General features: G+C 53.0%; 21 protein-coding genes. 15 read left to right on the top strand and 6 right to left on the bottom strand.

The genetic code is table 11. The features are described 5' to 3' along the window. Window positions 1-259 precede the first annotated feature (259 nt). Both ACFQZE_RS16070 and ACFQZE_RS16065 read right to left on the bottom strand, forming a co-directional pair. Window positions 260-1,258 carry an electron transfer flavoprotein subunit alpha/FixB family protein gene (locus ACFQZE_RS16070; protein WP_379358754.1) on the bottom strand — a complete coding sequence of 333 codons (999 nt, stop codon included), beginning with the start codon at window positions 1,256-1,258 and terminating at the stop codon, window positions 260-262. Window positions 1,259-1,403: 145 nt separating this feature from the next. Further along, window positions 1,404-2,267, bottom strand: a complete 864-nt coding sequence (locus tag ACFQZE_RS16065; RefSeq protein ID WP_379359283.1) for an electron transfer flavoprotein subunit beta/FixA family protein — start codon at window positions 2,265-2,267, stop codon at window positions 1,404-1,406. 353 nt (window positions 2,268-2,620) lie between these two features. Between ACFQZE_RS16065 and ACFQZE_RS16060 the strand changes: the two genes are divergently transcribed. The 12 genes from ACFQZE_RS16060 (at window position 2,621) to ACFQZE_RS16005 (ending at window position 17,740) form a co-directional block, all read left to right on the top strand. After that, the gene (locus ACFQZE_RS16060) at window positions 2,621-4,864 is read left to right on the top strand and encodes a (Fe-S)-binding protein (RefSeq protein WP_379359281.1); all 2,244 of its coding nucleotides are present in this window, start codon (window positions 2,621-2,623) and stop codon (window positions 4,862-4,864) included. 305 nt (window positions 4,865-5,169) lie between these two features. Next, window positions 5,170-7,623 carry a 3-hydroxyacyl-CoA dehydrogenase/enoyl-CoA hydratase family protein gene (locus ACFQZE_RS16055; RefSeq protein WP_379358752.1) on the top strand — a complete coding sequence of 818 codons (2,454 nt, stop codon included), beginning with the start codon at window positions 5,170-5,172 and terminating at the stop codon, window positions 7,621-7,623. A gap of 13 nt (window positions 7,624-7,636) precedes the next feature. Further along, entirely contained in the window at window positions 7,637-8,857 is a 1,221-nt protein-coding gene (locus ACFQZE_RS16050; RefSeq protein ID WP_379358750.1) for an acetyl-CoA C-acyltransferase, read from the top strand. 96 nt (window positions 8,858-8,953) lie between these two features. Next, window positions 8,954-10,762 carry an acyl-CoA dehydrogenase family protein gene (locus ACFQZE_RS16045; RefSeq protein ID WP_379358748.1) on the top strand — a complete coding sequence of 603 codons (1,809 nt, stop codon included), beginning with the start codon at window positions 8,954-8,956 and terminating at the stop codon, window positions 10,760-10,762. Between the two features lie 15 nt (window positions 10,763-10,777). Continuing rightward, window positions 10,778-12,637 carry a long-chain-fatty-acid--CoA ligase gene (locus tag ACFQZE_RS16040; RefSeq protein ID WP_379358746.1) on the top strand — a complete coding sequence of 620 codons (1,860 nt, stop codon included), beginning with the start codon at window positions 10,778-10,780 and terminating at the stop codon, window positions 12,635-12,637. A 5-nt stretch (window positions 12,638-12,642) separates the two neighbouring features. Continuing rightward, window positions 12,643-13,071 (top strand): PaaI family thioesterase, encoded by a 429-nt coding sequence (locus tag ACFQZE_RS16035; RefSeq protein WP_379358744.1) that lies wholly within the window; start codon window positions 12,643-12,645, stop codon window positions 13,069-13,071. Between the two features lie 167 nt (window positions 13,072-13,238). Next, window positions 13,239-13,460 (top strand): hypothetical protein, encoded by a 222-nt coding sequence (locus ACFQZE_RS16030; protein ID WP_379358742.1) that lies wholly within the window; start codon window positions 13,239-13,241, stop codon window positions 13,458-13,460. A 189-nt stretch (window positions 13,461-13,649) separates the two neighbouring features. Beyond that, window positions 13,650-13,838, top strand: coding sequence for a hypothetical protein (locus ACFQZE_RS16025; RefSeq protein WP_379358740.1), 189 nt, complete (start codon window positions 13,650-13,652; stop codon window positions 13,836-13,838). Between the two features lie 206 nt (window positions 13,839-14,044). Continuing rightward, window positions 14,045-15,085 (top strand): NAD(P)/FAD-dependent oxidoreductase, encoded by a 1,041-nt coding sequence (locus tag ACFQZE_RS16020; protein ID WP_379358738.1) that lies wholly within the window; start codon window positions 14,045-14,047, stop codon window positions 15,083-15,085. Between the two features lie 156 nt (window positions 15,086-15,241). Further along, complete coding sequence (gene map / locus ACFQZE_RS16015) at window positions 15,242-15,994, top strand: type I methionyl aminopeptidase (RefSeq protein ID WP_379358736.1); 753 nt, start codon at window positions 15,242-15,244, stop codon at window positions 15,992-15,994. A gap of 169 nt (window positions 15,995-16,163) precedes the next feature. Next, complete coding sequence (locus ACFQZE_RS16010; protein ID WP_379358734.1) at window positions 16,164-17,438, top strand: APC family permease; 1,275 nt, start codon at window positions 16,164-16,166, stop codon at window positions 17,436-17,438. Window positions 17,439-17,608: 170 nt separating this feature from the next. Further along, window positions 17,609-17,740, top strand: a complete 132-nt coding sequence (locus ACFQZE_RS16005) for a hypothetical protein (protein ID WP_379358732.1) — start codon at window positions 17,609-17,611, stop codon at window positions 17,738-17,740. 60 nt (window positions 17,741-17,800) lie between these two features. On the opposite strand, the gene ACFQZE_RS16000 is transcribed toward ACFQZE_RS16005, so the two are convergent. Next, window positions 17,801-18,346, bottom strand: a complete 546-nt coding sequence (locus tag ACFQZE_RS16000) for a DUF1697 domain-containing protein (RefSeq protein ID WP_379358730.1) — start codon at window positions 18,344-18,346, stop codon at window positions 17,801-17,803. Window positions 18,347-18,549: 203 nt separating this feature from the next. Here ACFQZE_RS16000 and ACFQZE_RS15995 point away from each other — a divergent pair, with 203 nt between their 5' ends. Next, window positions 18,550-18,957, top strand: coding sequence for a ribosomal maturation YjgA family protein (locus ACFQZE_RS15995; RefSeq protein ID WP_379358728.1), 408 nt, complete (start codon window positions 18,550-18,552; stop codon window positions 18,955-18,957). A 42-nt stretch (window positions 18,958-18,999) separates the two neighbouring features. Next, complete coding sequence (locus ACFQZE_RS15990) at window positions 19,000-20,097, top strand: threonine aldolase family protein (protein WP_379358726.1); 1,098 nt, start codon at window positions 19,000-19,002, stop codon at window positions 20,095-20,097. Window positions 20,098-20,161: 64 nt separating this feature from the next. On the opposite strand, the gene ACFQZE_RS15985 is transcribed toward ACFQZE_RS15990, so the two are convergent. Beyond that, window positions 20,162-20,386 (bottom strand): hypothetical protein, encoded by a 225-nt coding sequence (locus ACFQZE_RS15985; RefSeq protein WP_379359279.1) that lies wholly within the window; start codon window positions 20,384-20,386, stop codon window positions 20,162-20,164. Window positions 20,387-20,621: 235 nt separating this feature from the next. Here ACFQZE_RS15985 and ACFQZE_RS15980 point away from each other — a divergent pair, with 235 nt between their 5' ends. Beyond that, window positions 20,622-21,671: a DUF1835 domain-containing protein gene (locus ACFQZE_RS15980; protein ID WP_379358724.1), complete on the top strand. Its 1,050-nt coding sequence runs from the start codon at window positions 20,622-20,624 to the stop codon at window positions 21,669-21,671. A 757-nt stretch (window positions 21,672-22,428) separates the two neighbouring features. Here ACFQZE_RS15980 and ACFQZE_RS15975 read toward each other — a convergent pair. Both ACFQZE_RS15975 and ACFQZE_RS15970 read right to left on the bottom strand, forming a co-directional pair. Beyond that, complete coding sequence (locus ACFQZE_RS15975) at window positions 22,429-23,736, bottom strand: ammonium transporter (protein ID WP_379358722.1); 1,308 nt, start codon at window positions 23,734-23,736, stop codon at window positions 22,429-22,431. Window positions 23,737-23,742: 6 nt separating this feature from the next. Beyond that, the gene (locus ACFQZE_RS15970; RefSeq protein ID WP_379358720.1) at window positions 23,743-24,108 is read right to left on the bottom strand and encodes a P-II family nitrogen regulator; all 366 of its coding nucleotides are present in this window, start codon (window positions 24,106-24,108) and stop codon (window positions 23,743-23,745) included. Window positions 24,109-24,124: the final 16 nt, after the last annotated feature.

Here is a 24,124-nt window from a genome sequence, read left to right as displayed (position 1 = left end):
CTATGCAGTTGTGGATAGGTGAGAGTTGGGGTAAGGGGCGCAAGAAGAGAGGGGGATAGCTGCTTTTTCTAGACGGGCATAGGATGTGGATAGATTGTTTTGGTATGAACCATGCACATGTGGATACAGAGTCGAGGGATGGATTTAAAACCGGTTATGCACTTTTTTCGGGGAAAAGATGTGAATAGCGGTTTTGTACACAGCTTTATAGCGCCAGTAAAAGAGCGGAGTCAGCCCTTGGACTGGCGCTTATTTGCAGCTATTCTGCCCGTACCGTTCGCAGAACTTCGGAAGTGAGAAGAGGGACAATTTCAAACAGGTCGCCGACAATGGCATAATCCGCAACGCCAAAGATAGGCGCATCGGGATCTTTGTTAATGGCGACGATCGTACGGGACTGGCTCATGCCGGCCAGATGCTGGATGGCGCCGCTAATGCCGCAAGCGATATAGAGCTGCGGGGTTACGACTTTGCCGGTTTGCCCGATTTGCAGGGCATAATCGCAGTAGCCCGCATCGCAAGCGGCGCGGGAGGCACCGACCGCGCCGCCGAATGCGGCGGCGAGCGCATGCAGCGGTTCAAAGCCCGCTGCGCTGCGCACGCCCCTGCCTCCCGACACGACAACGTCGGCTTCGGCGAGATCGATCTGGCCTCCGGCGCGGCGAAGCACTCCGCGCACGGCGGTGAGCAGCGGCGGCGCCGTATACGCCAGCGCTACGGCGCTGCCGCTATGAACGCCGGCGTCCAGCGGCTCCGCTGGCGGCAAATTGTTCGGGCGCACCGTGACGACCCACGGGTGGCCCGGCAAGAAGCTGCGCCGCTCGAACGCCTTGCCGGCGTAGAGCGGGCGAATGAATGCAACGTCACCGCCATCCGAAGACGGCTCGATGGCGGTGACGTCGGCGATGTGGCCGGCGCCGTAAGCTGCGGCCACGCGGGGCGCGAGCTCGCGCCCCGCTGCGGTATGGCCGAGCAGCAGCGCGTCCGGCCTCACCGCATCCATAGCCGCGCCCAGAACGGCGGAATACGCCTCGGGCGCGTACACATGGAGGGACGGATCGTCGGCGATATGAACGACGTCCGCCCCTCTAGCGATAAGCGCCGCGGCGTCTTCTGCCGCGCTGCCCGCTCCGGCGAGGACGGCATGGACGGAGCCGCCCTCCCCAGCGAGGCGCTTCGCTGCGCCCAGCGCTTCGAAAGCGACGCGGCGCAGAGCTCCATCTCGGCGTTCGGCGAATACAAGTATTTTTTTGGCCATGGGATAAGCCCCTTTCGATCCGGCATTTATATCTGTTCAAGCATTTTTTATTGATCCAGCTCTTTTATCCAATCTTTTCTAAGCTATCCCGCTCCTTGAATTGTCCTGCCTTATAAGTTTGGGCAAGAAGCGCCAATCAACCCTTCTACAACACCTTTGCTTCGGTTTGAAGCAGCTCGGTCAGCTTAGCGGCTTGTTGTTCGGCGGTGCCGGCGATCCGTTTGCCAGCCGCGCGCGGGGGAGGAGGGAACAGCTCTGTTTGGCGGGTGCGTGCTGAAAGCGAGCCGTCCTTATTGAAGCTATCGCCCAGCTCATCGCCGGAAAGGGTACGAAGCGGCTTGCGTTTCGCTTTCATAATGCCAGGCAGGGACGGATAACGCGGCTCGTTCAATCCCTGCTGAGCCGTTACCAGTGCAGGAAGCGGGATGACGACCGTTTCGGTATCTCCTTCGGCGTCTCGCTCGACAAGCGCATAAAATTCTGCATTTGGCAGGCGGCGGGAATCGGGAGCAGCGCCCTCCGCTGGGGGACTTGTTGTTCCGTTATCCCCAAGCTCAGCGGCGGCTAGCAGAGTCAGCTTAACGGCTGCGGATGCATGAGGAAGCCCCAGCCGCTCGGCCACTTGAAGAGCGACGCTGCCCGATCCGGTGTCGACGGCGAACAGTCCGGCGAGAAGCAAATGCGGAGCAAGCGGCCTGATCACGGCGGCAAGAGCCGACGCAGCAGCGAAGCTGTCGCCCTGAAGCTCCTCGGAAATATCGAGTCGAATGGCCTCGTCCGCTCCAATCGCAAGCGCAGTCCGAAGAGCTTCCTGCGAACGCTCGGGGCCGCAAGTGACGGCGACGATTTCGCCTCCATGCTTGTCGCGGAGCCGAATCGCTTCCTCCAAAGCGTATTCATCGTACGGGTTGATGACAAATTTGGCTTCGCGTTCGTCCACGCCGCCAGACGTCACCGTTATCTTTTCTTCCGTGTCGAAAGTTTGCTTGAGCAGCACAACGATTTTCAGCATACGGGCCTCCCTTGGAAACTCTGTGCGCGGGCCTCGCGCACCAGAGGGATTTGACTGTCCATCAGTGCTACCTTATGTCGGCAAGCGGAGGAATAGACCGCCGCCAGCAACAGAATGAGAAGCATGTTCATGAAGGGAGAATCATATACTTTGAGCACCGCAGTTATTTATGAAAGCGCTTTAATACTTGTCCTATCCGCCAAAAAAAGATTCCTGCCGGCATGAAGCGGGTAAAGGGCAAACGGATCAGGAGGAGGGTTTGAGCAATGGCATGGATAGGGCTGGCGCCAACGTTTGCAAATGAGGCAATGTCGGATTGGAACGGCACCCAGGGAGCCAAATTATGGACTATGTTTGCCGCCAGCTTCCCGGAAGCGCAGGCTTTGATCAGATGGCTGTTTTTTGCCGCGCTTATAGGTATTGCCGTTTGGATGTTTGCTGCCGTTGTATGGAGGCGAATCGGCTATATAAAGCTGGGGGCTCCGGCTGTGTTCGCCCGTTACCGGGCGAGAGGGAGAACCGGCTTTGGCAAGGAGGTATTCGGCCATCGCCGGCTTTTAAACGATTTGCGCAGCGGGCTGATGCATCTGGTTTATTTTTACGGCTTTATCCTTTTGCAATTTGGAGCGACGGATTTGATTTGGAAGGGACTTAGCGGAGGCCACCCGTTGCCGATTCCTTATTACTCGATGTTTTCGTGGTCGCAAGAAGTCACCGCAACTCTTGTTCTGGCCGCTATGCTGTACGGCGGCTATAGACGCTACGGGGAAAAGCTGGCTAGACTGAAGCGCGGCTGGAAGCCGTCGCTCGTGCTTTGGTTTATCGGTTCCTTAATGCTGACTGTCTTGCTCACTCTATCTTTTGAACGCTTGTCCGCCGAAAAAGCGGAACTAGTGGCGTCTCCGTATGCCCCCGTAAGCGAACCGTTGTCACGTTTGATCCATTTCCTTGGCGTCGAGGAAGGAAGCTGGCTAGCCCATGCGGGACACGAGCTGTTTTGGTGGCTGCATCTGCTCGTTCTATTATCTTTTCTCGTCTATGTTCCGCAATCCAAGCATTTTCACTTGATTACAGCCCCAGTCAATCTCTACTTCCGCCGCAGTACCCCGACAGGCCGGCTGGTGCCGCTCGATTTGGAAAATGAAGAGGCCGAGTCGTTTGGAGCGGGCAAAGTGGAGCATTTTACGAGGAAGCAGCTTCTCGATTTGTACGCCTGCGTGGAATGCGGCCGCTGCACAAACGTGTGTCCTGCGGCAAGCACGGGGAAGCTGCTGTCGCCGATGCATCTGATTGTAAAGCTGAGAGATCATCTGACGGAAAAGGGGGCGTCGATTACGTCCAAATCTCCTTGGCTTCCGGCAAGCTTATGGCAGCGCGGAGATGCCGGCCTCGCGGGTGCTCATGTCATGGGCGCAACCATTCCGGCATGGGAGGCGGCGTATGGAAAAGAGGAATCGGCGGAATCGTCTTGCCGGACCTCGATCACTCCAACGATGTCGGCACAAGGGGAGGCTTGGAGCAAAAGAAGGGAGGCGAAGGCTGAGGAGCTTGAGCTGATTGGCGATGTCATTTCGGAAGAAGAGCTGTGGGCGTGCACAACTTGCCGGAATTGCGAAGAGCAATGTCCCGTAGGCAATGAGCATGTGGACAAAATTATCGATATGCGCCGCCATCTTGTATTAATGGAAGGAAAACTTCCTTCGGATGGTCAGCGCGCTCTTCAAAATATTGAGCGGCAAAGCAATCCGTGGGGTCTGCCCCGAGCGGAGCGCGCGGCGTGGATTGACGAATGCGAGAGCAAAACCGGAATTCGGGTGGCGACGATGCGGGAGCGAAAAGCGGGCGGATCTGCTCCGGAGGTGCTGCTGTGGGCAGGCTCAATGGGCGCTTACGACTCCCGAAGCAGAAAGGTGCTGTACGACTTAGTGCGGCTGCTTGCAAAAGCAGGGGTCGATTTTGCGACGCTTGGTCTAGAGGAGAAAAGCTCGGGAGACACCGCGAGAAGAATCGGCAACGAGCTGCTGTTTCAAGAACTGTGCCGGGACAACATTGCCGTGTTGCAAAAATATGGGGTGAGGCATATTGTAACCGCCTGCCCGCATACTTTTCATACGTTTAAAAATGAATATCCCGATTTTGGACTGGAGGGCGTCAAAGTCGAACATCATACACAATTTCTTGCAAGGCTGCTTAAAGAAAATAAGCTTACGCCGAGATTGGCGCTGGAGGAGAAGATTACCGTTCACGATTCCTGTTATCTGGGACGCTACAACGATACGTATGACGCTCCCCGGTCGCTGATCCGGGCAATTCCGGGAGCTTCCATCGCGGAGATGGAGCGGTCTGGTCCAAACGGGATGTGCTGCGGCGCAGGCGGCGGCATGATGTGGATGGAGGAACATGCCGGGGTGCGCGTAAATTACGCGCGAACGGCGCAAGCATTGGAAGTGGCGCCGACCGTAGTCAGCTCCGCTTGTCCATATTGTCTAACTATGATGGAAGACGGTTTAAAGTCGCTCGCCGACGGCAAAGGGGTTGTTGCCCGCGATGTAGCGGAGCTGCTCGCCGACAGCATATTTGGAGAGCGCTCATAAACGAACACACCAAACAGCAATGAAGCATTGAGCAACGGTCCGCTATGTGCAATGAGCCAGAACCGTTCAGAGCATCCATTACGAGGCTGCAGGAAAGATATTTGCGAAAGTGACTTCTAAGCTAATGCAAAGCTGACTGTAAAGCAAACTCCAAAGCTAACTGGGAAGCTAACTGCAAAGCTAACTGCAAAGCTAACTGGGAAGCTAACTGCAAAGCAAACTGCAAAGCAAACTGCAAAGCTATCTGCGAAGCTACCTGCAAAAGTGACAAGAAAGCTATCTCTAGAGAGAGGTGAAGCTGCAAAATGCCTTTTCCATCCACAAAGCAAAAAAATGCCGCTTCCATTCGAAGCGCGGCCGTCATTGGCTCCGGCGTGATGGGGGCGGGAATTGCGGCGCATTTGGCGAACGCAGGCATTAAAGTGAAGCTGCTGGACGTTGTCCCGAATAAGCTGACGCCGGAGGAGGAGAAGCAAGGGTTGGGGCTGTCAGACATCGCCGTCCGCAATCGGCTGTCCGCTGCGGCCATCGCTAGAATGGGCAAAGCCCAGCCCGCCCAACTTTACGATCCTTCTTGGACGACCAGAGTGTCCCCGGGCAATTTGATCGATGACTTAGACTCTCTAGGCGATGTGGATTGGATCGTAGAGGCGGTAGTCGAGCGGCTGGATGTAAAAAGGGAGGTGCTTGCCGCTATCGAATCGGTGCGCCGCCCCGGAACTCCGGTCAGCACCAATACGTCGGGTTTGTCGGTGGCGTCGATGGCGGAAGGACGAAGTTTGGAGTTTAGACGGCATTTTGCCGCCACCCACTTTTTTAATCCGCCCCGTTATATGAAGCTCGTAGAGGTGGTGCCGTCGGGGGATACCGACCCGGAGACGCTTACGCTGCTGACGGAAATTTGCGAGAAACGGCTCGGGAAAGGCGTCGTGGCGGCGAAGGATACGCCGAACTTTATTGCAAACCGGATCGGCACCTACGGCATGCTGGTGACGCTCGCGGACACGCTGGCCTACGGTTTGACGGTGGAAGAAGCCGATGCACTGACGGGTCCGGCGATGGGACGTCCTAAGACGGCAACGTTTCGCATGCTTGATTTGGTCGGGCTCGATACGCTGCTTCATGTGGTCGACAATGTGCGGGAGAGAAGCGAGGACGCCGCGGAGCAAGCGGTTTTTGCAAGACCGGAGGCGCTGGAGCGGCTTGTGGGGCTTGGCAGGTTAGGCGAAAAGTCGGGAGCGGGCTTCTATCGGAAAATAAAAGGGGCGGACGGCAAAAGCCGCATCCTGTCTCTTCATCTCGACACGCTTGATTACGAGGAGCAAAAGCGCGTTTCCTCGCCTGTTATCGATGCGGCGAAAGCGGCCAAAGGCGCGGCGGCGAAAACAAAAGCGCTGCTTGGGGCGGTACCTGAACATAAACATGCCCAATTCGCCTGGTCAACGCTGAAAAAAACGCTGCTTTATTCCGCCTCGCAAGTCGGAATTATTGCAGATTCCATTACGGATATCGATCGGGCGATGCGGTGGGGCTTCAACTGGGAGTTGGGCCCATTCGAATTATGGGATGCGATTGGCGTCGAACGGTCGGTGGAGCGAATGAAACGGGAAGGGGAGTCTATCCCGGAGTGGGTGGAAGCTTGGCTCGCCGACGGACATAGCAGCTTTTACCGCGAGTCGGAAAATAAACGCTATTACGCAACGACAGGAGGCTACGCGGCGGAGGAGCCGGATGATGATATCATTTCGCTCGCCAAGCTTAAAGCTGCTGGACGTACCGTGTTGTCCACATCCGGAGCAAGCTTGATCGATATAGGCGACGATGTGGTTTGTCTGGAATTCCATTCCGCGAACAATGCGATTGGCGGAGAAATTTTGACAGCAATCAGGCAGTCGGTTCAGGAAGTGTCGCGAAATTGGCGGGGCCTTGTGCTTGCCAATGAAGGGCGCAATTTTTGCGTAGGGGCTAACCTGATGCTGCTGCTGATGGAAGCGCAGAACGGGGAATGGGATGAGGTCGAGGAAATTATTCGCTTTTTCCAGGATAGCATGCTTAGGCTGAAGCGCCTCGAGCGGCCAGTTGTGGCGGCCCCTCATCGGATGACGCTTGGAGGGGGTGTGGAGGCCTGTCTCCCAGCGGATCAAATTATTCTGTCGCCGGAGACGTATTTCGGTCTGGTCGAAACGGGGGTTGGCCTCATTCCCGCCGGCGGGGGATGCAAGGAAGCCGCATGGCTGGCAGCAGGCAGGGCGATTGCCGCGTCAGGGGGAGGAAGAGGGAGCGCTGTCGATTGGCAGTCGTCGCTAGGTGCGCTTTTTGAAACGATCGCAATGGCGAAAGCGTCTACGAGCGGTCATGAAGCCAAAAGGCACGGACTGCTCAGGCCGCAAGATCGAGTGATTGCCCGGCAAGAATCGCGAATCGCCGAGGCGAAGCGGGCGGTGCTGGAGCTGGACCGCGCGGGCTACTCGCCTCCTACTGCCGAACGTATCCCGGTAGCGGGCCGGGAAGGTGCGGCCGTGCTGAAGCTGGCGGTGCACTCGATGCGGCTGTCCGGTTCGATCAGTCGGCACGACGCTCTGATCGGAAGCAAGCTGGCGTATGTGCTGGCCGGCGGAGATGTGCGTTCTGGCACTGAAGTAAGCGAGCAATATTTGCTCGATCTGGAATGCGAGGCATTCTTGAGCCTGTGCGGCGAGCGCAAAACCCAGGAGCGCATGAGCCATATGCTGGCTACAGGCAAACCGCTTCGCAATTGAAAGGGGGAAAAGAATGAACAAGAAATCGCGATTTCGGGAGCATGCCCGGGATGCCGTTATTGTGTCCGCCGTTCGTACCGCAGTAGGCAAAGCGCAGAGGGGCAGCTTCGCGGAGACGAGAGCGGAAGATTTAGGCAGAGCCGTTATTCAAGGAGCGCTGGAGAGAGTGCCCGCTCTAAAAAGCGAAGATATCGAAGATGTCATATTCGGCTGCGCAATGCCTGAGGGGGAGCAAGGGCTTAACGTTGCAAGAATTATTTCGCTGTATGCGGGACTGCCCGATACGACGCCTGCCGTAACCGTTAACCGGTTCTGCGCCTCAGGATTGCAGTCCATAGCTTATGCTGCGGAACGAATCAAGCTTGGGGAAGCGGAGGTCGTGCTGGCGGGAGGCGTAGAGAGCATGAGCCATGTGCCGATGACGGGCTTCCGGTTGTCCCCGCATCCCGGAATTGTAGATTCCATGCCAGAAGTGTATATGGGCATGGGCCATACGGCGGAAGAGGTGGCGCGCAGGTACGGCGTATCCCGCGAATCGCAGGACGCCTTTGCCGCTTCCAGCCATCAGAAGGCGGCTACCGCTATTGCCGCCGGGCTTTTTCAACAGGAAATCGTCCCGCTTACCGTCAGAAGATCCGGTACGGACGACAACGGCCGTCCATGGGAGAGAACCTTTACATTTGCGATTGACGAGGGGGTCAGACCGGAGACGACGGCGGGAACGCTGGCGCCGCTTAAGCCTTCTTTTGCCAGAGAAGGGACGGTAACGGCGGGGAACGCCTCGCAAATGAGCGACGGAGCTGCCGCAGTCATTGTCATGAGCAGGCAGCGGGCAGCCGAGCTGGGCCTTAAGCCGCTGGCTTCATTCCGAAGCTTCAGCGTGGCGGGCGTAGCTCCTGAAGTGATGGGGATCGGGCCGATTGAGGCGGTTCCCAAAGCGCTGAAAAAGGCCGGAATTACGAAGGACGAAGTCGATTTATTCGAACTGAACGAGGCGTTCGCCGCGCAGTGCGTTCCTATTATTCGCGAGCTTAAGCTCGATCCCGAAAAAGTAAATGTGAACGGAGGAGCCATCGCGCTGGGCCATCCGCTGGGCTGTACGGGTACGAAGCTGACGGTATCCCTAATTCATGAGTTAGGGCGCAGAGGCGGGGGTATCGGCGTGGTGACGATGTGCGTGGGCGGTGGAATGGGAGCGGCAGGCGTGCTGGAGGTTTACACAAGCACAAATTGAGCGGAACAAACATCAATTTAGTGGAGAGTTTGATGCTCGGCTACGCTCTTAATGTGATTTTCCTAAAGTTAAACCATCATAGAGGAGGGCTGAGGGATGATGGAAACGAAACGGTTCGGCGGTCGATTCGTCGTCGAAGACAGCAAGCCGGAGTCGGTCGTAACGCCCGAAGACTTCACGGAGGAGCAACGGCTGATGTCGCAGGCAGCGGAACAATTTATAGCGGCGGAGCTGCTGCCGAAGGACGCGGAGATTGAGGCGCTCAATTATGAGTTGACGGTCGAGCTGATGAGAAAAGCGGGCGAGCTCGGCTTGCTTGGAGCGGATGTGCCGGAGCCATACGGGGGGCTCGGTTTAGACAAGGTCAGTACAACGCTGCTTGCAGAGACGATGGCGAGAGCGTCCTCTTTTGCCCTCTCGGTTGGAGCGCATACGGGAATCGGCACGCTGCCGATCGTATTTTTTGGTACGGCCCAGCAGAAAGAACGTTACTTGCCGGATTTGGCCTCGGGCGCAAAAATTGCCGCTTATTGCTTGACTGAACCGGCATCGGGCTCGGATGCGCTAGGCGCCAAGACAACGGCAAAGCTTGCGGAGGACGGCAGCCATTATCTACTGAACGGGTCCAAATTGTATATTACAAACGCTGGATTTGCGGACCTGTTTATCGTGTACGCAAAAGTCGACGGCGAGAAGTTTACCGCTTTTATTGTAGAACGGGACATGGCGGGGTTCAGCGTCGGGCCTGAGGAGCATAAGATGGGCATTAAGGGCTCTTCCACATGCCCGCTGTTTTTTGAAGATGTGGCGGTACCCGTTCAAAATGTGCTCGGAGAGGTCGGGAAAGGCCATTTGATCGCCTTTAACATTTTGAACATCGGACGGTTCAAGCTAGGTGCGGCTTGCCTTGGCTCCTCGAAGGAGACGATTGAACTGGCGGCGGGATATGGGAATACTCGCAAGCAATTCGGGCGGGCCATATCAAGCTACCCTTTAATCGGAGCAAAGCTGGCGGATATGAATATTCGCACGTTCGCGCTGGAAAGCATGCTTTATAGAACGGCGGGATGGATCGACGTTATGCTCGGCGGTTCTGAAACGGGCGGAGACGAGGACGCAAGCCGGGGAGCCGGGGACGCGGGAGCCAGCGCAGCCAAGGCTATAGGCGAATATGCGATTGAATGCTCCATCGTCAAAGTGTTCGGTTCCGAAGCACTGGACTTTGTCATCGACGAGGGGGTGCAAATTCACGGCGGCTACGGATACATCCGGGAATATAAGGTAGAGAGGATTTACCGCGATTCGCGGATTAACCGGATTTTTGAAGGCACCAACGAAATCAACCGCATGCTCATACCGGGAACGCTTATGAAAAAAGCGCTGAAAGGGGAAATTCCGCTGTTGCAAAAAGCGCAGGCTTTGCAAGAAGAACTGCTTGCGCCGATGCCTTTGCCATCGTTCGCAGAACCGTTAAGCAAAGAAGCGTATCGAGTCTCCCAAGCGAAAAAAACGTTCCTTGCCATCGGAGGCCTTGCCGTTCAGAAGCTGGGCGCAAAGCTTGAGCAGGAGCAGGAGGTGCTTTGCGTATTAGCCGACCTGATGATACACACTTTCGCAATGGAAAGCGTCTTGCTGAGGTCGCAGAAAATAGCGAGCGCAAAGGAGAAAACAAAGCAGGACGGGAACGGGCTTGCGGCGATGATGGCCGTCGTATTCATACAGGAAGGGATGGAGAAGGTAGAGGCGCTTGCCAAAATTGCGCTGGCTGCTTTGGAGCGGGGGGACGGCTTGCAGATGCAGTTGTCCGTGCTGAAAAAGCTGATGAGGGCACCGCTTTCCGATACGATCGCCTTAAAACGGAAAATAGCGGAGCGAGTCATTCGAAGTGAGCAGTATGTAGTGTAGAGGGGGAGAAGCGCTATGGAACCGCCTAGACCGGAAGATCCGCAGGAAGCTGCCGACATAGCCGAAACATCAGCCGAACCTGAAGCCGCCGACGCCAATTTGCATGACCAGCCCGCCAACGAGGCTGAATCCGGGCAGCAGCCCGGGCAGGAGCAAAGCAACCGGCCGTGGCTTCGTCATTACCCGGTTGAAGTGAGCTATTCGTTAACCTATCCCGATACGAGCATTGCTAAGTTTCTTGTTCATGCCGTTAACCATTACCCAGATAGCGACGCTGTTTATTTTATGGGCAAAAGCATGACCTACCGGGAGCTCCATGCGCAATCGATCAGGCTGGCCAGCGAGCTTGCGGCCAGAGGAGTGGCGAGGGGGGATCGAATCGCCATTATGCTCCCGAATTGTCCTCAGGCTGTCGTTTCCTATTATGCGGTTTTGTTTGCTGGCGGCGTAGTGGTTCAGACCAATCCGCTATACGTGGAACGAGAACTGGAGCATCAATTGAAAGACAGCGGCGCGGTTGGAATCATTACACTTGATCTGCTGTATGCCCGTGTAGCCCGAGTGAGGGGGAGCGCACCCCAAGACGGCCCCCTCCCGGAGCTGAAGCATGTTTTTATTACCTCTATTAAAGACGCCTTGCCGTTTCCTAAAAATATGCTTTACCCCCTTAAACAACGAAAAGAAGGGTTCCGTTCGAATATTCCTTATGGAAAACAAGGCGTGTTTGCCTACCGCAAGCTTTTGAGCGGGAAAGCTCCTTCGGTAGAGCTGCCCGAGTTGGCCGGAAGTGACGATATCGCCGCTCTGCAATACACGGGAGGGACGACCGGCACGCCGAAGGGCGTAATGCTGACACACGGAAATTTGGTCGCAAATACGCTTCAAATCGCTTCATGGTGCTATAGAGCGGAAAATGGAAAAGAAAAGTTTTTGGCCGCATTGCCGCTGTTTCACGTCTTTGGATTGACCGTTCTTATGAATATGTCCGTGTACAAAGCGGGGACGCTCGTCCTTCTGCCGAGATTCGAAACGGAGGCAGTTCTTAAAACGATAGAAGATCAGAAACCGTCTATTTTCCCAGGCGCTCCAACGATGTATGTCGCGCTTCTGAATCATCCCGGCGTAGTGAAAACGGATTTGTCCTCCGTCAATATTTGCATAAGCGGCTCGGCTGCTCTGCCGTTAGAGGTACAGGAGCAGTTTGAAACGATGAGCGGGGGAAGGCTGATTGAGGGATACGGGCTGACGGAGGCTGCGCCCGTTACCCATGCTAATCCGATTTGGGGGCACCGTAAAATTGGAACCATCGGCGTTCCGTTGCCGGATACCGAGGCGGCGGTAATGGATCCGGAGACGGGGCTGCATCTTCCGCAGGGAGAGCTTGGCGAATTGGTCGTCAAAGGACCGCAGGTCATGAAAGGCTATTGGAACAGGCCGGAGGAAACCGATCGGGTACTGAAAGACGGGTGGCTTCGCACAGGCGATTTGGCGACGATGGATGAGGACGGCTATTTTACGATAATGGATAGGATCAAGGATGTTATTATTGCCAGCGGCTTCAATATCTATCCTCGCGAAGTGGAAGAGGTGCTGTTCGAGCATCCCGCAGTTAGGGAAGCGGCAGTGGTTGGGGTTAGAGACGAATATAGAGGAGAGACGGTTAAGGCGTACATTGTACTGAAGGAAGGCTGGCAAGTGTCCCGCAGCCAACTGGATAGGTGGTGCAGAGACCGGCTGGCAGCTTATAAGGTGCCGCATCATTATGCCTTCAGGGAAACGCTTCCAAAAACGATGGTGGGCAAAGTGCTGCGACGGAAGCTTGCAGAGGAGGACTTTGAGCTGGGAGGAGCTTCTTCCGATGAAGGGAAGGAATAGTCGGCATGGATGATCAATGGTTTGTACAGCAGGCGGACGATGCCGGTCAATTGACCCGTCTTGCAGAGCTGGCTAAAGGAACGTTCTGGGGGATGCTAGGTTGTGAAGTGGTGCAGGCCGATTCGCGCAAGGCGACGATTTGCCTCGATATTGCTCCCTCTCATTTAAACCTGCTAGGCATTGTCCACGGGGGAGTGCTCATGTCCCTCATGGACAATGCGATGGGTTTGATCGTGATGCTGGCGGAAACAAGTGAAAAAACGGTAACGGCGACGATGAACACTCACTTTTTGGCCAGCAGCAGAGGAGGACTGCTTCTTTGCGAGGCGGAACTGCGTCATCGGACGAGAAGAACCATCACGCTTGAAGCGGAAGTTAAGGATGAAGACGGCCATCTGCTCGCTTGGGGAAGCGGAGCTTATCGGCTGCTTTAACCGATTCTTTATTTTGGAAATCATCTTACTTTTGTTCCATGAGTTGCCAGTGATTGTGGGATTCGATATAATGATAGCAAATAAATGGAAGCCTTTTTGTGCATGTTGCACATACATTAGCGGAACTTTTTGTCCGATAAAAAGGTTATGCGAATGGAGGTGAGGGCATGGATCAAGGGTGGATGACGACGCTGCTGCTGGCGTTTGGCATTGCGGTTGGCGTCATTGGCGTTATCGCTTATCTTAGGTTATTTCGCAAGGAAAAGCTGGCGGCGCCTCCTGAAGAAGCCGGAGAGAATGCCCCGCCTTCTGCTTCAAATTTTCGGGTCGAGAGCTCCGGAGAGCGAGAACAGACGGAAGGCACAGATACAGGAATGAGGGAAGATTGAAGGCGATCTGAACATTTTGTTTACTTTCCTATTCACTGGCTAACTGTTATAATAGTAAGAAAAATGAAAACATTGTGACTCATTGGCCATGGAATTGCCTGCACCGGAGGGCTCTTGGTGTAAGAGCCGCATACGTTCTCGGATACTGCTGTTTAGGACGACCATCCATCGTATAAGGGAGGAGATTTCATGGCGAAGCATAGCCAGAATGAAGTCAAGGAAAGCCTGAAGGAACTAACGAGAATTTTCCAGCCCAAGGACGCGCGTAAATTTGTGAAGGATTACATTCGCAAATATCGCATCACAGGTGGATATGAGGATGAACTTACGACATTGGTTGAGGATGAGCTTGGCAGAATGAATTCTTCGGTGGGATGAGTCATAATGGTTACGGTCCTTGTTTTTCGCTTCGGCGGGAGGCAAGGCCTTTTTGTTATGTCCAATTTCAAATCGGGCAGCCGTTTTAGCCGGGATCAGCATCGGATAAATGAATATATATTTGAGAATAGCTCTCATTTGTTGTATATTGAAGATAATAATAATCATTATCACAACGTGAATGCACTAAGGGAGGATACATAGGTATGCTAGAACAGCAAGAGCTTTTTGATGTAACGATTATCGGCGGGGGACCTGCCGGATTATATACGGCGTTTTACAGCGGGATGCGCGAGCTCAAAACAAAGCTTATTGAAGCTCAAGACCAGCTAGGCGGAAGGATGCTTCTTTATCCGGAAAAAATTGTGTGGGATGTCGGAGGCGTAACGCCGATTCGGGCCGAAAAGCTGCTGGAGCAAATCATTCAGCAAGGAAAAACATTCGATCCTACGATTGTAATGAGCGAGCAAATTACAGGGATGGACAAGCGGCCGGACGGCACGTTTGTACTAACGGCGGCGAGCGGTGCGCGGCATTTTACAAAAACCATCATTATGGCTTGCGGTTACGGCATACGTAAACTGGCGAAGCTTGAGATTGAAGGAGCGGACCGCTATGAGGTATCCAACTTGTATTATACGGTACAAAATCTCGAAAGCTTCCGCGGCAAACATGTATTGATCTCTGGAGGAGGCGATTCCGCGGTTGACTGGGCGAATGAACTGGAGCCGGTCGCAGCTAGCGTAACGGTCGTCCATCGCAGAGACAGCTTTGGAGGATTGGAACGGAATGTGACGATGATGAAGCAGTCTTCGGTTAACGTGCTTACGCCTTATACGGTCAAGGGACTACATAGTACGGACGGCAAATCCATTTCGCAGGTGGTCATTCAACATGTCGAGTCGGAAGAAGAGCAGACCGTAGAAGTGGATGCCGTTATTGTAAATCATGGCATGAGAAGCGACTTCGGCCCGATCCGCGATTGGGGCTTCGATATGGGGGAATGGAAAGCAAATGTTAGTCCGAAGATGGAGACCAATATTCCAGGCATCTTCGGAGCTGGGGATTTTATAGGTTTTGAAAGCAAGGTTGGATTGATTGCCGGAACGTTTACCGATGCCATTCTTGCACTTAACAGCGCCAAAGTATATATGGACCCGGAAGCATCGCCTTACGCCTACGTCTCCTCCCATAACGACAGATTTAATGAAAAAAACAAGGAACTGGAGCAATTGGAGAAAGTATAGTCCAGGCCCTAAAACATATGCAGCGTCTGCTGAAAACGAGGGATCATGTTTTTTCACTAATGCCTGTATGAAAAGGGTCTGAGTTCTCCTTCTGCGGAATAGGGTAGCATATACCCCCATATTCTGTGATGCAAGATCGAGAAGGAGGCTTCGCGCATGGCATTGGAGTTGAAAACGCGGGAACATATTCAAGGAATCCGAAAGGCCGGACGGATTGTTGCCGCCTGTCATAAGGCATTGTCGACCCGGCTTGCCCCTGGTGTAACAACAAGGGAAATCGACCGTTTTGTAGAGCGCTTTATGCTGGACCGGGGCGCAACGCCTGCCCAGAAGGGCTATAAAGGATACCCGTATGCGACTTGCGCTTCAGTAAACGATGTGGTTTGTCATGGCTTTCCCGATACCGAGCCTCTGGAGTCTGGGGATGTGTTGACCATCGATATGGTGGCGGATGTAAACGGATGGAAAGCGGATTCCGCTTGGACATATATTATCGGACGCTCGACCCCGGCAACGGAGAAATTGCTTCGTGTGGCGAAACAATCGCTGCTGGACGGCATAGCCGTTGCGCTTCCCGGAAACTGCATCGGAGATATCGGATATGCCGTCCAGTCTCGGGCGGAGCGGGAAGGCTTTCATGTCGTTAGATCATTTGTTGGACACGGCATCGGACGCAAGATGCACGAATTTCCCGAAGTGTTTCATTTTGGCCCGCCGGGTCAAGGCGTTAAGCTGGAAGAAGGCATGGTCATTACGGTGGAGCCCATCATTACGACGGGGAGACCGGACGTTTATGTCGCCAGAGACGGCTGGACAGCGAGAACGGTGGACGGTGGGTGGGCGGCTCAATTTGAACATACCATTGCGATTACGAAGGAAGGTCCAATCATTTTGACACGGTGGGACTAAAAATAAATGCAAGAGGGAGCGCTTCCGGGGAGGCGCTTTTTTTGTTGAGCGTGAGAGTTGCGGGGAGGTTGCCCCCCTTTAGGAAGAGAGAATCTGCCCCTTTTACAGGTGACAAATATTCGGTATGTTATAAACAAATAAATTCCATCTAGCAAGGAGCAAAGAGCATATGGCACTTCCTTCCGATCACAAAATGGGCCTTAAACCAGTGTTGAAGCTTCCGCAAATCGTAGCCCTTTATATCGGATCGGTAGTCGGTTCGGGAATTTTGCTTATCCCCGGAATGGCGGCGGAAATCGCAGGCCCCGCTTCTATTTTGGCATGGCTTGCGATGTCGGTACTGGTCGTTCCGATGGGGGTGACCATGGGGCTGCTCGCGTCAAAATATCCGAGTTCAGGAGGAGTGGCGCATTTCGCCAAGCTGGCGTTCGGCGCTCATTACGGCCGTTTGGTCGGATGGTTTTTTTTGCTGTCCGTCCCGCTCGGAGGTGCTGTATTGACGCTTACTGGTGCTAACTATATCGGAATTGTATTAAATTGGGGGAACGATCAAATTTACACGGCGGCGGCTCTTCTTACGATCGTGCCTCTTCTGCTGAATGTATTTGGTTTAAAGCTGGCTGGGAAAGTGCAAACGGTAGTTATTGTCTCTATTATAGCGATTCTGCTGCTCGCGATTTGTGCGGCCATTCCGTATCAATCGGCACAAAACTTCACCCCATTTGTCCCGAATGGCTGGCTTAGTGTAGTTAAGGCTGCCGGTTTGCTCTTTTGGTGTTTTATCGGCTGGGAGGCGGTGACGCATCTTTCTTCCGAATTTGTTGATCCCGAGCGGGATGCCATTCGCGGCGTTTTGTGGAGTGCTGGCATCGTGGCGCTGCTCTATTTTGCAGTGGCCTATTTTACGATTGCCACAGGAAGTTATGTCGGCGAAGGCTCTGCTGCCTCTTTAAGCGTAATGGTGCAATTGGCGCTGGGAAAAGCGGGGGGATGGATTGTAGCGATTGCCGCATTGTTTATTTGTTTTGCGACTCACAACGCTTATTTCAGCGCTGCTTCCCGCGTTGCCTATACGCTTGCCAAGGACGGGGCGGCCCCGAAGATGCTAGGTTTGCTGCATCGCCGATATGGAACGCCGGTGGGAGGTTTGCTGTTTGTTGGGGGAGGCAGTCTTCTAACGCTTGTGTTGCTTTACAGCAAAGTCGTTACGCTCGCGCAGTTGATTGAGTGGCCGAACGCCACTTTTATCGCGATTTATATCGCAGGCTGTCTGGCTGGCGTTCGTCTTCTGAAGGGCCATAAGTTTGGGCGGGCTTGCGCTTTCATATCGCTTGGAAGCACTTTGTGCCTATACCCGTTTTTGGGCTGGTCGGCGCTGTATCCTCCCGCTATCGCGGTTATTGTTTACCTTTTTCATTGCAAAAAGGGCTTGAAACTAAGTTAAGGAAGTCCATCTGTTCTATACATAGATTTTTCGCCATGCTATAGTCAATTCAGAATATGTTGGGATTTTATAGGAGAAATGGTAGAAGAGTTTAAGGCATTTATTCCATATGTAGACCGTTTGAATAAGCTTGAGGAAGAGGTTTGGAACACTCCGGTCGCTGAAGGGAAATGGAGCATAAAGATATCATTTGCCATATGATGAAGTGGGACAACTACTTTTACGAGGAAGCCATTGCCAAAATAACTCAAGGGGAACCTCTGACCGTCAAACATCTAAACTTCGACGAGTTTAACGACTAAACCGACCTTTTATGCCGGAAGCGTTCAGCAATTGGGCCGCTTATTGGGCTTGAATAGGGCTTAATGGTCTGCCGCTTGCATCAGCGCGTAAATTTTACGTGCCGTATTTACGTTGCGGATGGTTATAAAGCTGTAAAACTTAGAGCCGACAACTTTGTTCAGTCCGCTTTTGCCTGCATTCTCCCGATCGTAGGACCAGAGGACGGCTCCGGGAACGTATATGGCCCGATCAATGCCTTCCCGAAAGGGGAGCTGTTCCATTACGGTTTTCGTATTTATTTCGTCCCAAAGGTAAAGGACGTCGCTTCTCATACTCTGATCGTTAGACCAGTTTTCGGGAAGCGAGGCCATTATCTTCTCGATGTTGGTCTTAGAACGAATCAACACCTTGATAGACAGGCCAAAGTCTTCTAGAATGGCTTTTTCGAGAATAGAGGACAGCTCTGCCGGGGAATCACTCTCATTTGAAAAAATGATATTCCCCGTATTAATGTAGGTCACGACGTTGTTCATGCCGCTTCTTTCGAAGGTTGCTTTGAGCAGCTTCATATCGATTTTGTTGTTCCCGCCAACGTTTATTCCACGCAATAATGCTACAAAAACCATTATAATTCCTCCCTATCTAAAAAGATGAGTATATGCCGATTAAGTTTTATGGAAGAATTATACTCCCAAATGGAAGAAGAGACAACTGAGTTGGGTTCGCCTTGATGGAACCTGTTTTTGAAAGTTAAAATGATAGTATGAGTTAGGAAATGTAGAGATAGCGGAAAACCAGGTCATCGCATAAAGAAAGCGGGTAAAGCTAAGTGAAAGCGAAAATAGCCTACATGGCTGTGACAATGCTCGTTTTGGCAGCAGGCTTGAGCACGAGGATATGGGGGGATCGGCTGCCCCCGTTTGTAGCGTCTCATTTTGGCGATGCGTTATGGGCGGCAATGATTTATTGCGGCTTGCGCGCAATCGGCACTCGGAAACGGATGGGATGGGCGCTGCTCTTAAGTCTGTTGTTTTGCTTAGGCATCGAAACGACCCAGCTTTATCAAGCGGAATGGATGAATCAAATCAGAAATACTGTACTGGGCGGGCTTGTACTGGGCCGGGGCTTTTTGACGGTAGATTTGGTCAGATATACGGCGGGCATCGTCGTTTTTTATGGCCTTGATGTTTTTTTGGATAACATACGGAGGAAACGGAGCGAGGGGCAGAGGGGATAAGGGAACAGGTTGGAACGACTAAAAAAGGAGTGTGGAGACGGAATGCTGAAACAAAAATCATTGCGAGAGAGTTACAATCAAGCCCAATATCCCCTTCTGGGGCATGGGAAAAGAAATGTGGCGGTGCTGAAGGAAGCGCTGAACCGGTTTGGCGGAGAGCTGGATAGCGACATGTATGGGAGCGGGGCTGTCATTGAGCGGTTTCAGGACAAGATGGCCCGTTTGTTGGGCAAAGAAACGGCCGTCTTTTTCCCGAGCGGCACGATGGCACAGCAAATTGCTCTCCGGATATGGAGCGACAAAAAGGGAAACAGGAAAGTGGCCTATCATCCGCTGTGTCACCTGGAAATTCATGAAAAGGACGGGATGAAGGAGCTGCATCATTTGGAATCCGTTCTGTTGGCGGATCAAACAAGGATCGTTCTGCCCAGAGATTTGCTGGAGATGAAAGAGGAAGTTGCTTGCGTTCTGCTGGAGCTTCCCCAAAGAGAAATCGGGGGCCAGCTGCCCTCGTTTGAAGAGCTTGCGGCGATGTCGTCCTTTTGCCGGGAGCGGGGAATAAGGCTGCACTTGGACGGAGCGAGGTTGTTCGAAACGCTTCCTTACTATGGAAAGACGGCACAAGAGGTATGCGCTTTGTTTGATAGCGTTTATATTTCAGTCTATAAAGGAATCGGTGGCATTGCGGGTGCCGTTCTTGCGGGCGATGCTTCTTTTACCGAGGAATCAAAGGTGTGGAAAAGGCGCCACGGCGGCGATTTGATTAGCCTCTACCCCTACATTTTGGCGGCGGATTATTATGTGGATTTGCGTCTGCCCCGAATGGAGCAATATTACCGCGAAGCTTGCGAGCTTGCAGCTCTGTATAACGGCTGTCACCGAATCGCAACCGTTCCGGAAATACCGGTGTCTAACATGTTCCATGTGCATGCCGAGGCAGGCAAGGACAAGCTTGAAAACGCGCTCGCGGATGTCGCTGCGGAGACAGGGATCGGCTTGGCTGTAGCGGTAAGGGAGAAAGAGGACGGCGGCAGTTTTTTTGAGGTCAGCATTGGCGACAGCTACGGAATTGTTCCTAAGGAGCGTATAAAGGAAGCGTTTCGTTTGCTTGATTTGAAGCTGCAATCGCTGCCGCTGTAGATTTGAGCAATAATAAAGGCTGCTAGCACATACAGATGCAGCGGCCTTTTTTTATGCAGACAGCTTAATATAGCGGACCGGGTATTGTGCAGCCGGGGAATCCGTTAATGTCCCGAACCGTGCCAAAAGGGTAATGCTTGGTGGCGAATTGACTTTGATACAAATATTCCTGCACGACCACATTTCCGCCGCTTAAGCTGCACAATACGCCGGTTACGCCTTGGCCGTTGACAAGTGAGACGCCTACAGGCTGGCCGATTAGACCGAGAGCTTTTGTATACCATGGCATTTGAAGCAAATGACTCACCTCCAAAACTCAATATATGAAGAGTAATTGGCCTCTGGAACTCAGTATATGAGGAGTAGCAGCGGACGGGAACCGAATGATTTTGGACAGAAATCAGTGAATGTTTAACAATATGCAATAGGGGATTGGATTGGAGTGGGCAAGGGCGGTAAAATTCGAAGTGAAAAGAAGCAGTTGTTATAATGGTTGGAAGGCAGCATAGGCAGGGGGGAAGCAAATGGACAAACGGAAAGAAATCAATAGGGCAATTCAGCATTTGCGGGATGATGAGGTAAGGCAGCTGCTTGGACAAGTGATGCTGAGAGTGGAGATAGCGAGCCATGATGAAGATAAGAAGGAGAAGTTGCATGGGGAGCTTGCGGAGTTGTACGACAAATTGTCGAGGCTTCAGCCCGAGCAGCTTAAACCTTGGGAACCGGATGAAGGGACGAAGCGGGTTCATATCGTCTGCGGCGAATCGTTTGCAGGGAGCTTGAAAGTGGCATTACGAAAGCTGGAGCGAAGGGGCACCGATAAATTAATCGTGTTGCCGGATCCGTTTTCGACTGGACCGATCTGGAAGCTGCATGAGCCGGAAGGCCGGGCGTTTAGGCAAGAATGGATACAAGATCACATTAACACTCACGATGAGGATGTAAATATAGAAGAGAAGCATCAAACAATAGTTCACCAGCTTTCGCTTATACCAAAAGGTGCTTCGGTTACCTTGTGGTACAGCGATAATGCAAGCGAGTATGCCGGCTTGTTGTTCGGTGCTTATTTGTTGAAAGACCATCCAAATGAAATATATGTTCGGAACACTATAAAGGAAGTTACGCAGCTTCCGAGCATATCGGAGCATCGGGAGGAATTTATCCAATCGGGATCAATTAGCTCGGATTCATTGATGCTCATTTTGCAAGATGAATGTGCGTTGGCACCTTTAAGTTCGGAGCGTAGAAGAGGGATGGAGGACGAGTGGCTGACATTGTCCGAAGATCGTTCCCATTTGCGTATTTGGCAGGAGGGACGGCTCGTTTCGGTGGAGGAAAACTATTGGGACGAATCGTTGGTAGATGCGGCGGAAAACATTCATATCCTGAGAGGGAATCGAGATTTTATAAAATCTGCTCGCGTTATTGGGCAAGTGCTGGGCCAACTGGATCAGGCGATTACAGATAGCTTTTTGGAATACCGCCTGCGTGAGCTGATCTATAGCGGCCGTCTGCAAATGAAGGGCGTACCAAGAGCGATGCGGTACTATAGCGTAAGGAAAGCGGATGTGTAGAAGTTTCTAGACCATACGGTGTCAGCTTCACCGATCCAATCGAAAAGAAAAAGTGCGTCGCGAGAGCTCTAGTGGTTTCTGACACAACTAAATGTCTGAAAGAGTGCGTCGCGAGAGCTCTAGTGGTTTCTGACACAACTAAATGTCCGAAAGAGTGCGTCGCGAGAGCTACAGTGGTTTATGGCACAACTAAATGTCCAAAAGAGGGGCTCGCGAGAGCTCTAGTGGTTTCTGAAACAACTAAATGTCCAAAAGAGGGCGCCGTGAGAGTTCTAGTGGTTTTTGGCACAACTAAATGTCCAAAAGAGGGGCCCGCGAGAGCTCTAGTGGTTTCTGACACAACTAAATGTCCGAAAGAGTGCGCCGCGAGAGCTCTAGTGGTTTCTGACACAACTACGGTTCTCAGTCATGGGTGCGCTTCTTCCTTAAAAGAAATGTCTCTAAAGGGTAACGACGGATAAGCCAGTCCCACATGTAGAACCAAAAAGCCTACAAACCGACCACTCTTGTGGGTTTGTAGGCTTTTTAAAATATTGCATGAAAGGTAGCAAAATCAAAAAATGACTTTTGAGACAGTCCCTTTGATGGCGTAAGCCTAGCTGCATCGGTCTAATTACATAAGCCAAGCAACATAAAGCGAAGCTGCTAAGCCAGGCTAGTTACATAAGCCAAGCAACATAAAGCGAAGCTGCTAAGCCAGGCTAGTAGCAGAAACCGAGCAGCATAAATCTAGCTGCATGAGCCTAGCTGCATAAGCCTAGCTCCCGGATTTGGGGAGCGGCTCGGCTTGTTTAATCGTGACGCCGGTCGTCGCTTCAAAATCGTACATTGCTTTAGCCGTTTCAGAGAAACGGTCAAGCTCGTTGTAAGCCGGAATGCCGTGATAAGCCATATCCAGCCCTTCTTCTTCCTCCTCGACCGATGCGCGGAGGCCGACAGTTGCCTTGGCGATATAGGCAATGGCGACGCCGCCAACAAAGCCCCATACGCAAATGGCTATCGAGCCTAAAAGTTGAGTGCCCAGCAAGGAAAAGCCGCCTCCGTTAAACAGTCCGCCTTGCGAGTCGAACAAGCCGACCGCAATCGTGCCGAAGGCGCCGTTGAAACCGTGTACGGCAACTGCTCCGACGGGATCGTCAATTTTCAACCTGTCGATAAACAGCGTAGCTCCGATCACGATTAGTCCCGCAACCAAACCGATCAATACCGCTTGCCACTGATTGACATAAGCGCAGCCTGCCGTAATGGCAACAAGGCCGGACAATGCTCCGTTCATCACCATGCTGGGGTCCGTCTTACCGAAGCGGAACATCGTAAAGAACATGGAGGAAGCTCCGCCTGCCGCGGCGGCCAGCATCGTGTTCAGCGCAATGCTGGACAACATGGCGTCTCCCGCATTCAGCGTGCTGCCCGCGTTAAAGCCGAACCAGCCAAACCAGAGGACAAACACGCCCGCCGAGGCAAGCGGGATGTTAGAAGGAGCAAAAACGTTGACGCTTCCGTCCGTGTAGCGGCCCTTGCGCGGACCAAGTATCCAGGCTATTGCCAGTGCCGCCGAACCGCCGAGCAAATGAATGACAGCGGAACCGGCGAAGTCTTTCATGCCAAGCTGAGCGAGCCAGCCGTCCGCATTCCATACCCAGTGGCCTGAGATCGGGTATAGCAGGAGGGTGATGAATGCGGCAATGAGAACGTAAGCTTTAAAATTCATTCGTTCCGCAACCGCACCGGAAACGATGGAAATACAAGCGATGGCAAATCCAAGCTGGAATAGAACAAACGCCGCCGGGGGCAAGTCGACGGAAAGTTGGATTTTCTCGGGAGAACCAAATAGGGAGGTGCCGATAAACCCGCCCGCATCCGTCCCGAACATGAGGCCGAATCCGACTGCCCAGAAGGCTAGAGCGCCGATAGTCAGGTCGACGAATATTTTCATAGTCACGTTAACTGCATTTTTGGTACGGACAAGACCGGCCTCCAGCAGGCTAAAGCCGCCTTCCATAAACAGCACCATAGCCGCAGCCAAGACGACCCAGGTCGTATTTAAATGAATCGCTTCTACCATGTCCTTCTACCCCTCTTCCTTCAGCGGACGCAATTCGTCAATCGAATCGTCAATGAGTCCTGTCCGAATATTGTAGGCCTGCTCCAACGATGTAATAAAAATTTTGCCGTCTCCGGCTTCTCCCGTTTGGGCTGCGGAGATGATCGCTTGCACTGTACGTTCCACCATAAAATCGGAAATGACGATTTCCATTTTTACTTTAGGGTGCAGGCTCATGGTGAAGTTGCGGCCGCGATAAATGCCGCTGCGATCCTTCTGCATGCCGCGACCGACGACTTGGCCCACGGTAAATGCGGTAACGCCGATACTGTGCAGAGCCTTAATGGTGTCGTGCAGCTTCTGCGGACGCAAAATAGCTTCGATTTTTTTCATTCGGAGCGCCTCCTTA

The sequence above is a fragment of the Paenibacillus sp. GCM10027627 genome, from assembly GCF_042675505.1.
In the GTDB taxonomy this organism is placed as follows: Bacteria; Bacillota; Bacilli; order Paenibacillales; family Paenibacillaceae; genus Pristimantibacillus.
The sequence above is the reverse complement of the archived record's forward strand: the minus strand, read 5'-3'. Positions and strand labels throughout refer to the sequence as shown.

Bases quoted from the DNA above. Each gene is read 5' to 3' on its own strand.
- ACFQZE_RS16020 (WP_379358738.1), top strand. From the start codon at position 14,045: ATGCTAGAACAGCAAGAGCTTTTTGATGTAACGATTATCGGCGGGGGA.
- ACFQZE_RS16030 (WP_379358742.1), top strand. From the start codon at position 13,239: ATGGATCAAGGGTGGATGACGACGCTGCTGCTGGCGTTTGGCATTGCG.
- ACFQZE_RS15990 (WP_379358726.1), top strand. From the start codon at position 19,000: ATGCTGAAACAAAAATCATTGCGAGAGAGTTACAATCAAGCCCAATAT.
- ACFQZE_RS16025 (WP_379358740.1), top strand. From the start codon at position 13,650: ATGGCGAAGCATAGCCAGAATGAAGTCAAGGAAAGCCTGAAGGAACTA.
- ACFQZE_RS16055 (WP_379358752.1), top strand. From the start codon at position 5,170: ATGCCTTTTCCATCCACAAAGCAAAAAAATGCCGCTTCCATTCGAAGC.
- ACFQZE_RS16035 (WP_379358744.1), top strand. From the start codon at position 12,643: ATGGATGATCAATGGTTTGTACAGCAGGCGGACGATGCCGGTCAATTG.
- ACFQZE_RS15985 (WP_379359279.1), bottom strand. From the start codon at position 20,386: ATGCCATGGTATACAAAAGCTCTCGGTCTAATCGGCCAGCCTGTAGGC.
- ACFQZE_RS16050 (WP_379358750.1), top strand. From the start codon at position 7,637: ATGAACAAGAAATCGCGATTTCGGGAGCATGCCCGGGATGCCGTTATT.
- map (WP_379358736.1), top strand. From the start codon at position 15,242: ATGGCATTGGAGTTGAAAACGCGGGAACATATTCAAGGAATCCGAAAG.
- ACFQZE_RS16060 (WP_379359281.1), top strand. From the start codon at position 2,621: ATGTTTGCCGCCAGCTTCCCGGAAGCGCAGGCTTTGATCAGATGGCTG.
- ACFQZE_RS16005 (WP_379358732.1), top strand. From the start codon at position 17,609: ATGGAGCATAAAGATATCATTTGCCATATGATGAAGTGGGACAACTAC.
- ACFQZE_RS16000 (WP_379358730.1), bottom strand. From the start codon at position 18,346: ATGGTTTTTGTAGCATTATTGCGTGGAATAAACGTTGGCGGGAACAAC.
- ACFQZE_RS16040 (WP_379358746.1), top strand. From the start codon at position 10,778: ATGGAACCGCCTAGACCGGAAGATCCGCAGGAAGCTGCCGACATAGCC.
- ACFQZE_RS16070 (WP_379358754.1), bottom strand. From the start codon at position 1,258: ATGGCCAAAAAAATACTTGTATTCGCCGAACGCCGAGATGGAGCTCTG.
- ACFQZE_RS15970 (WP_379358720.1), bottom strand. From the start codon at position 24,108: ATGAAAAAAATCGAAGCTATTTTGCGTCCGCAGAAGCTGCACGACACC.
- ACFQZE_RS15975 (WP_379358722.1), bottom strand. From the start codon at position 23,736: ATGGTAGAAGCGATTCATTTAAATACGACCTGGGTCGTCTTGGCTGCG.
- ACFQZE_RS15980 (WP_379358724.1), top strand. From the start codon at position 20,622: ATGGACAAACGGAAAGAAATCAATAGGGCAATTCAGCATTTGCGGGAT.
- ACFQZE_RS16045 (WP_379358748.1), top strand. From the start codon at position 8,954: ATGATGGAAACGAAACGGTTCGGCGGTCGATTCGTCGTCGAAGACAGC.
- ACFQZE_RS16010 (WP_379358734.1), top strand. From the start codon at position 16,164: ATGGCACTTCCTTCCGATCACAAAATGGGCCTTAAACCAGTGTTGAAG.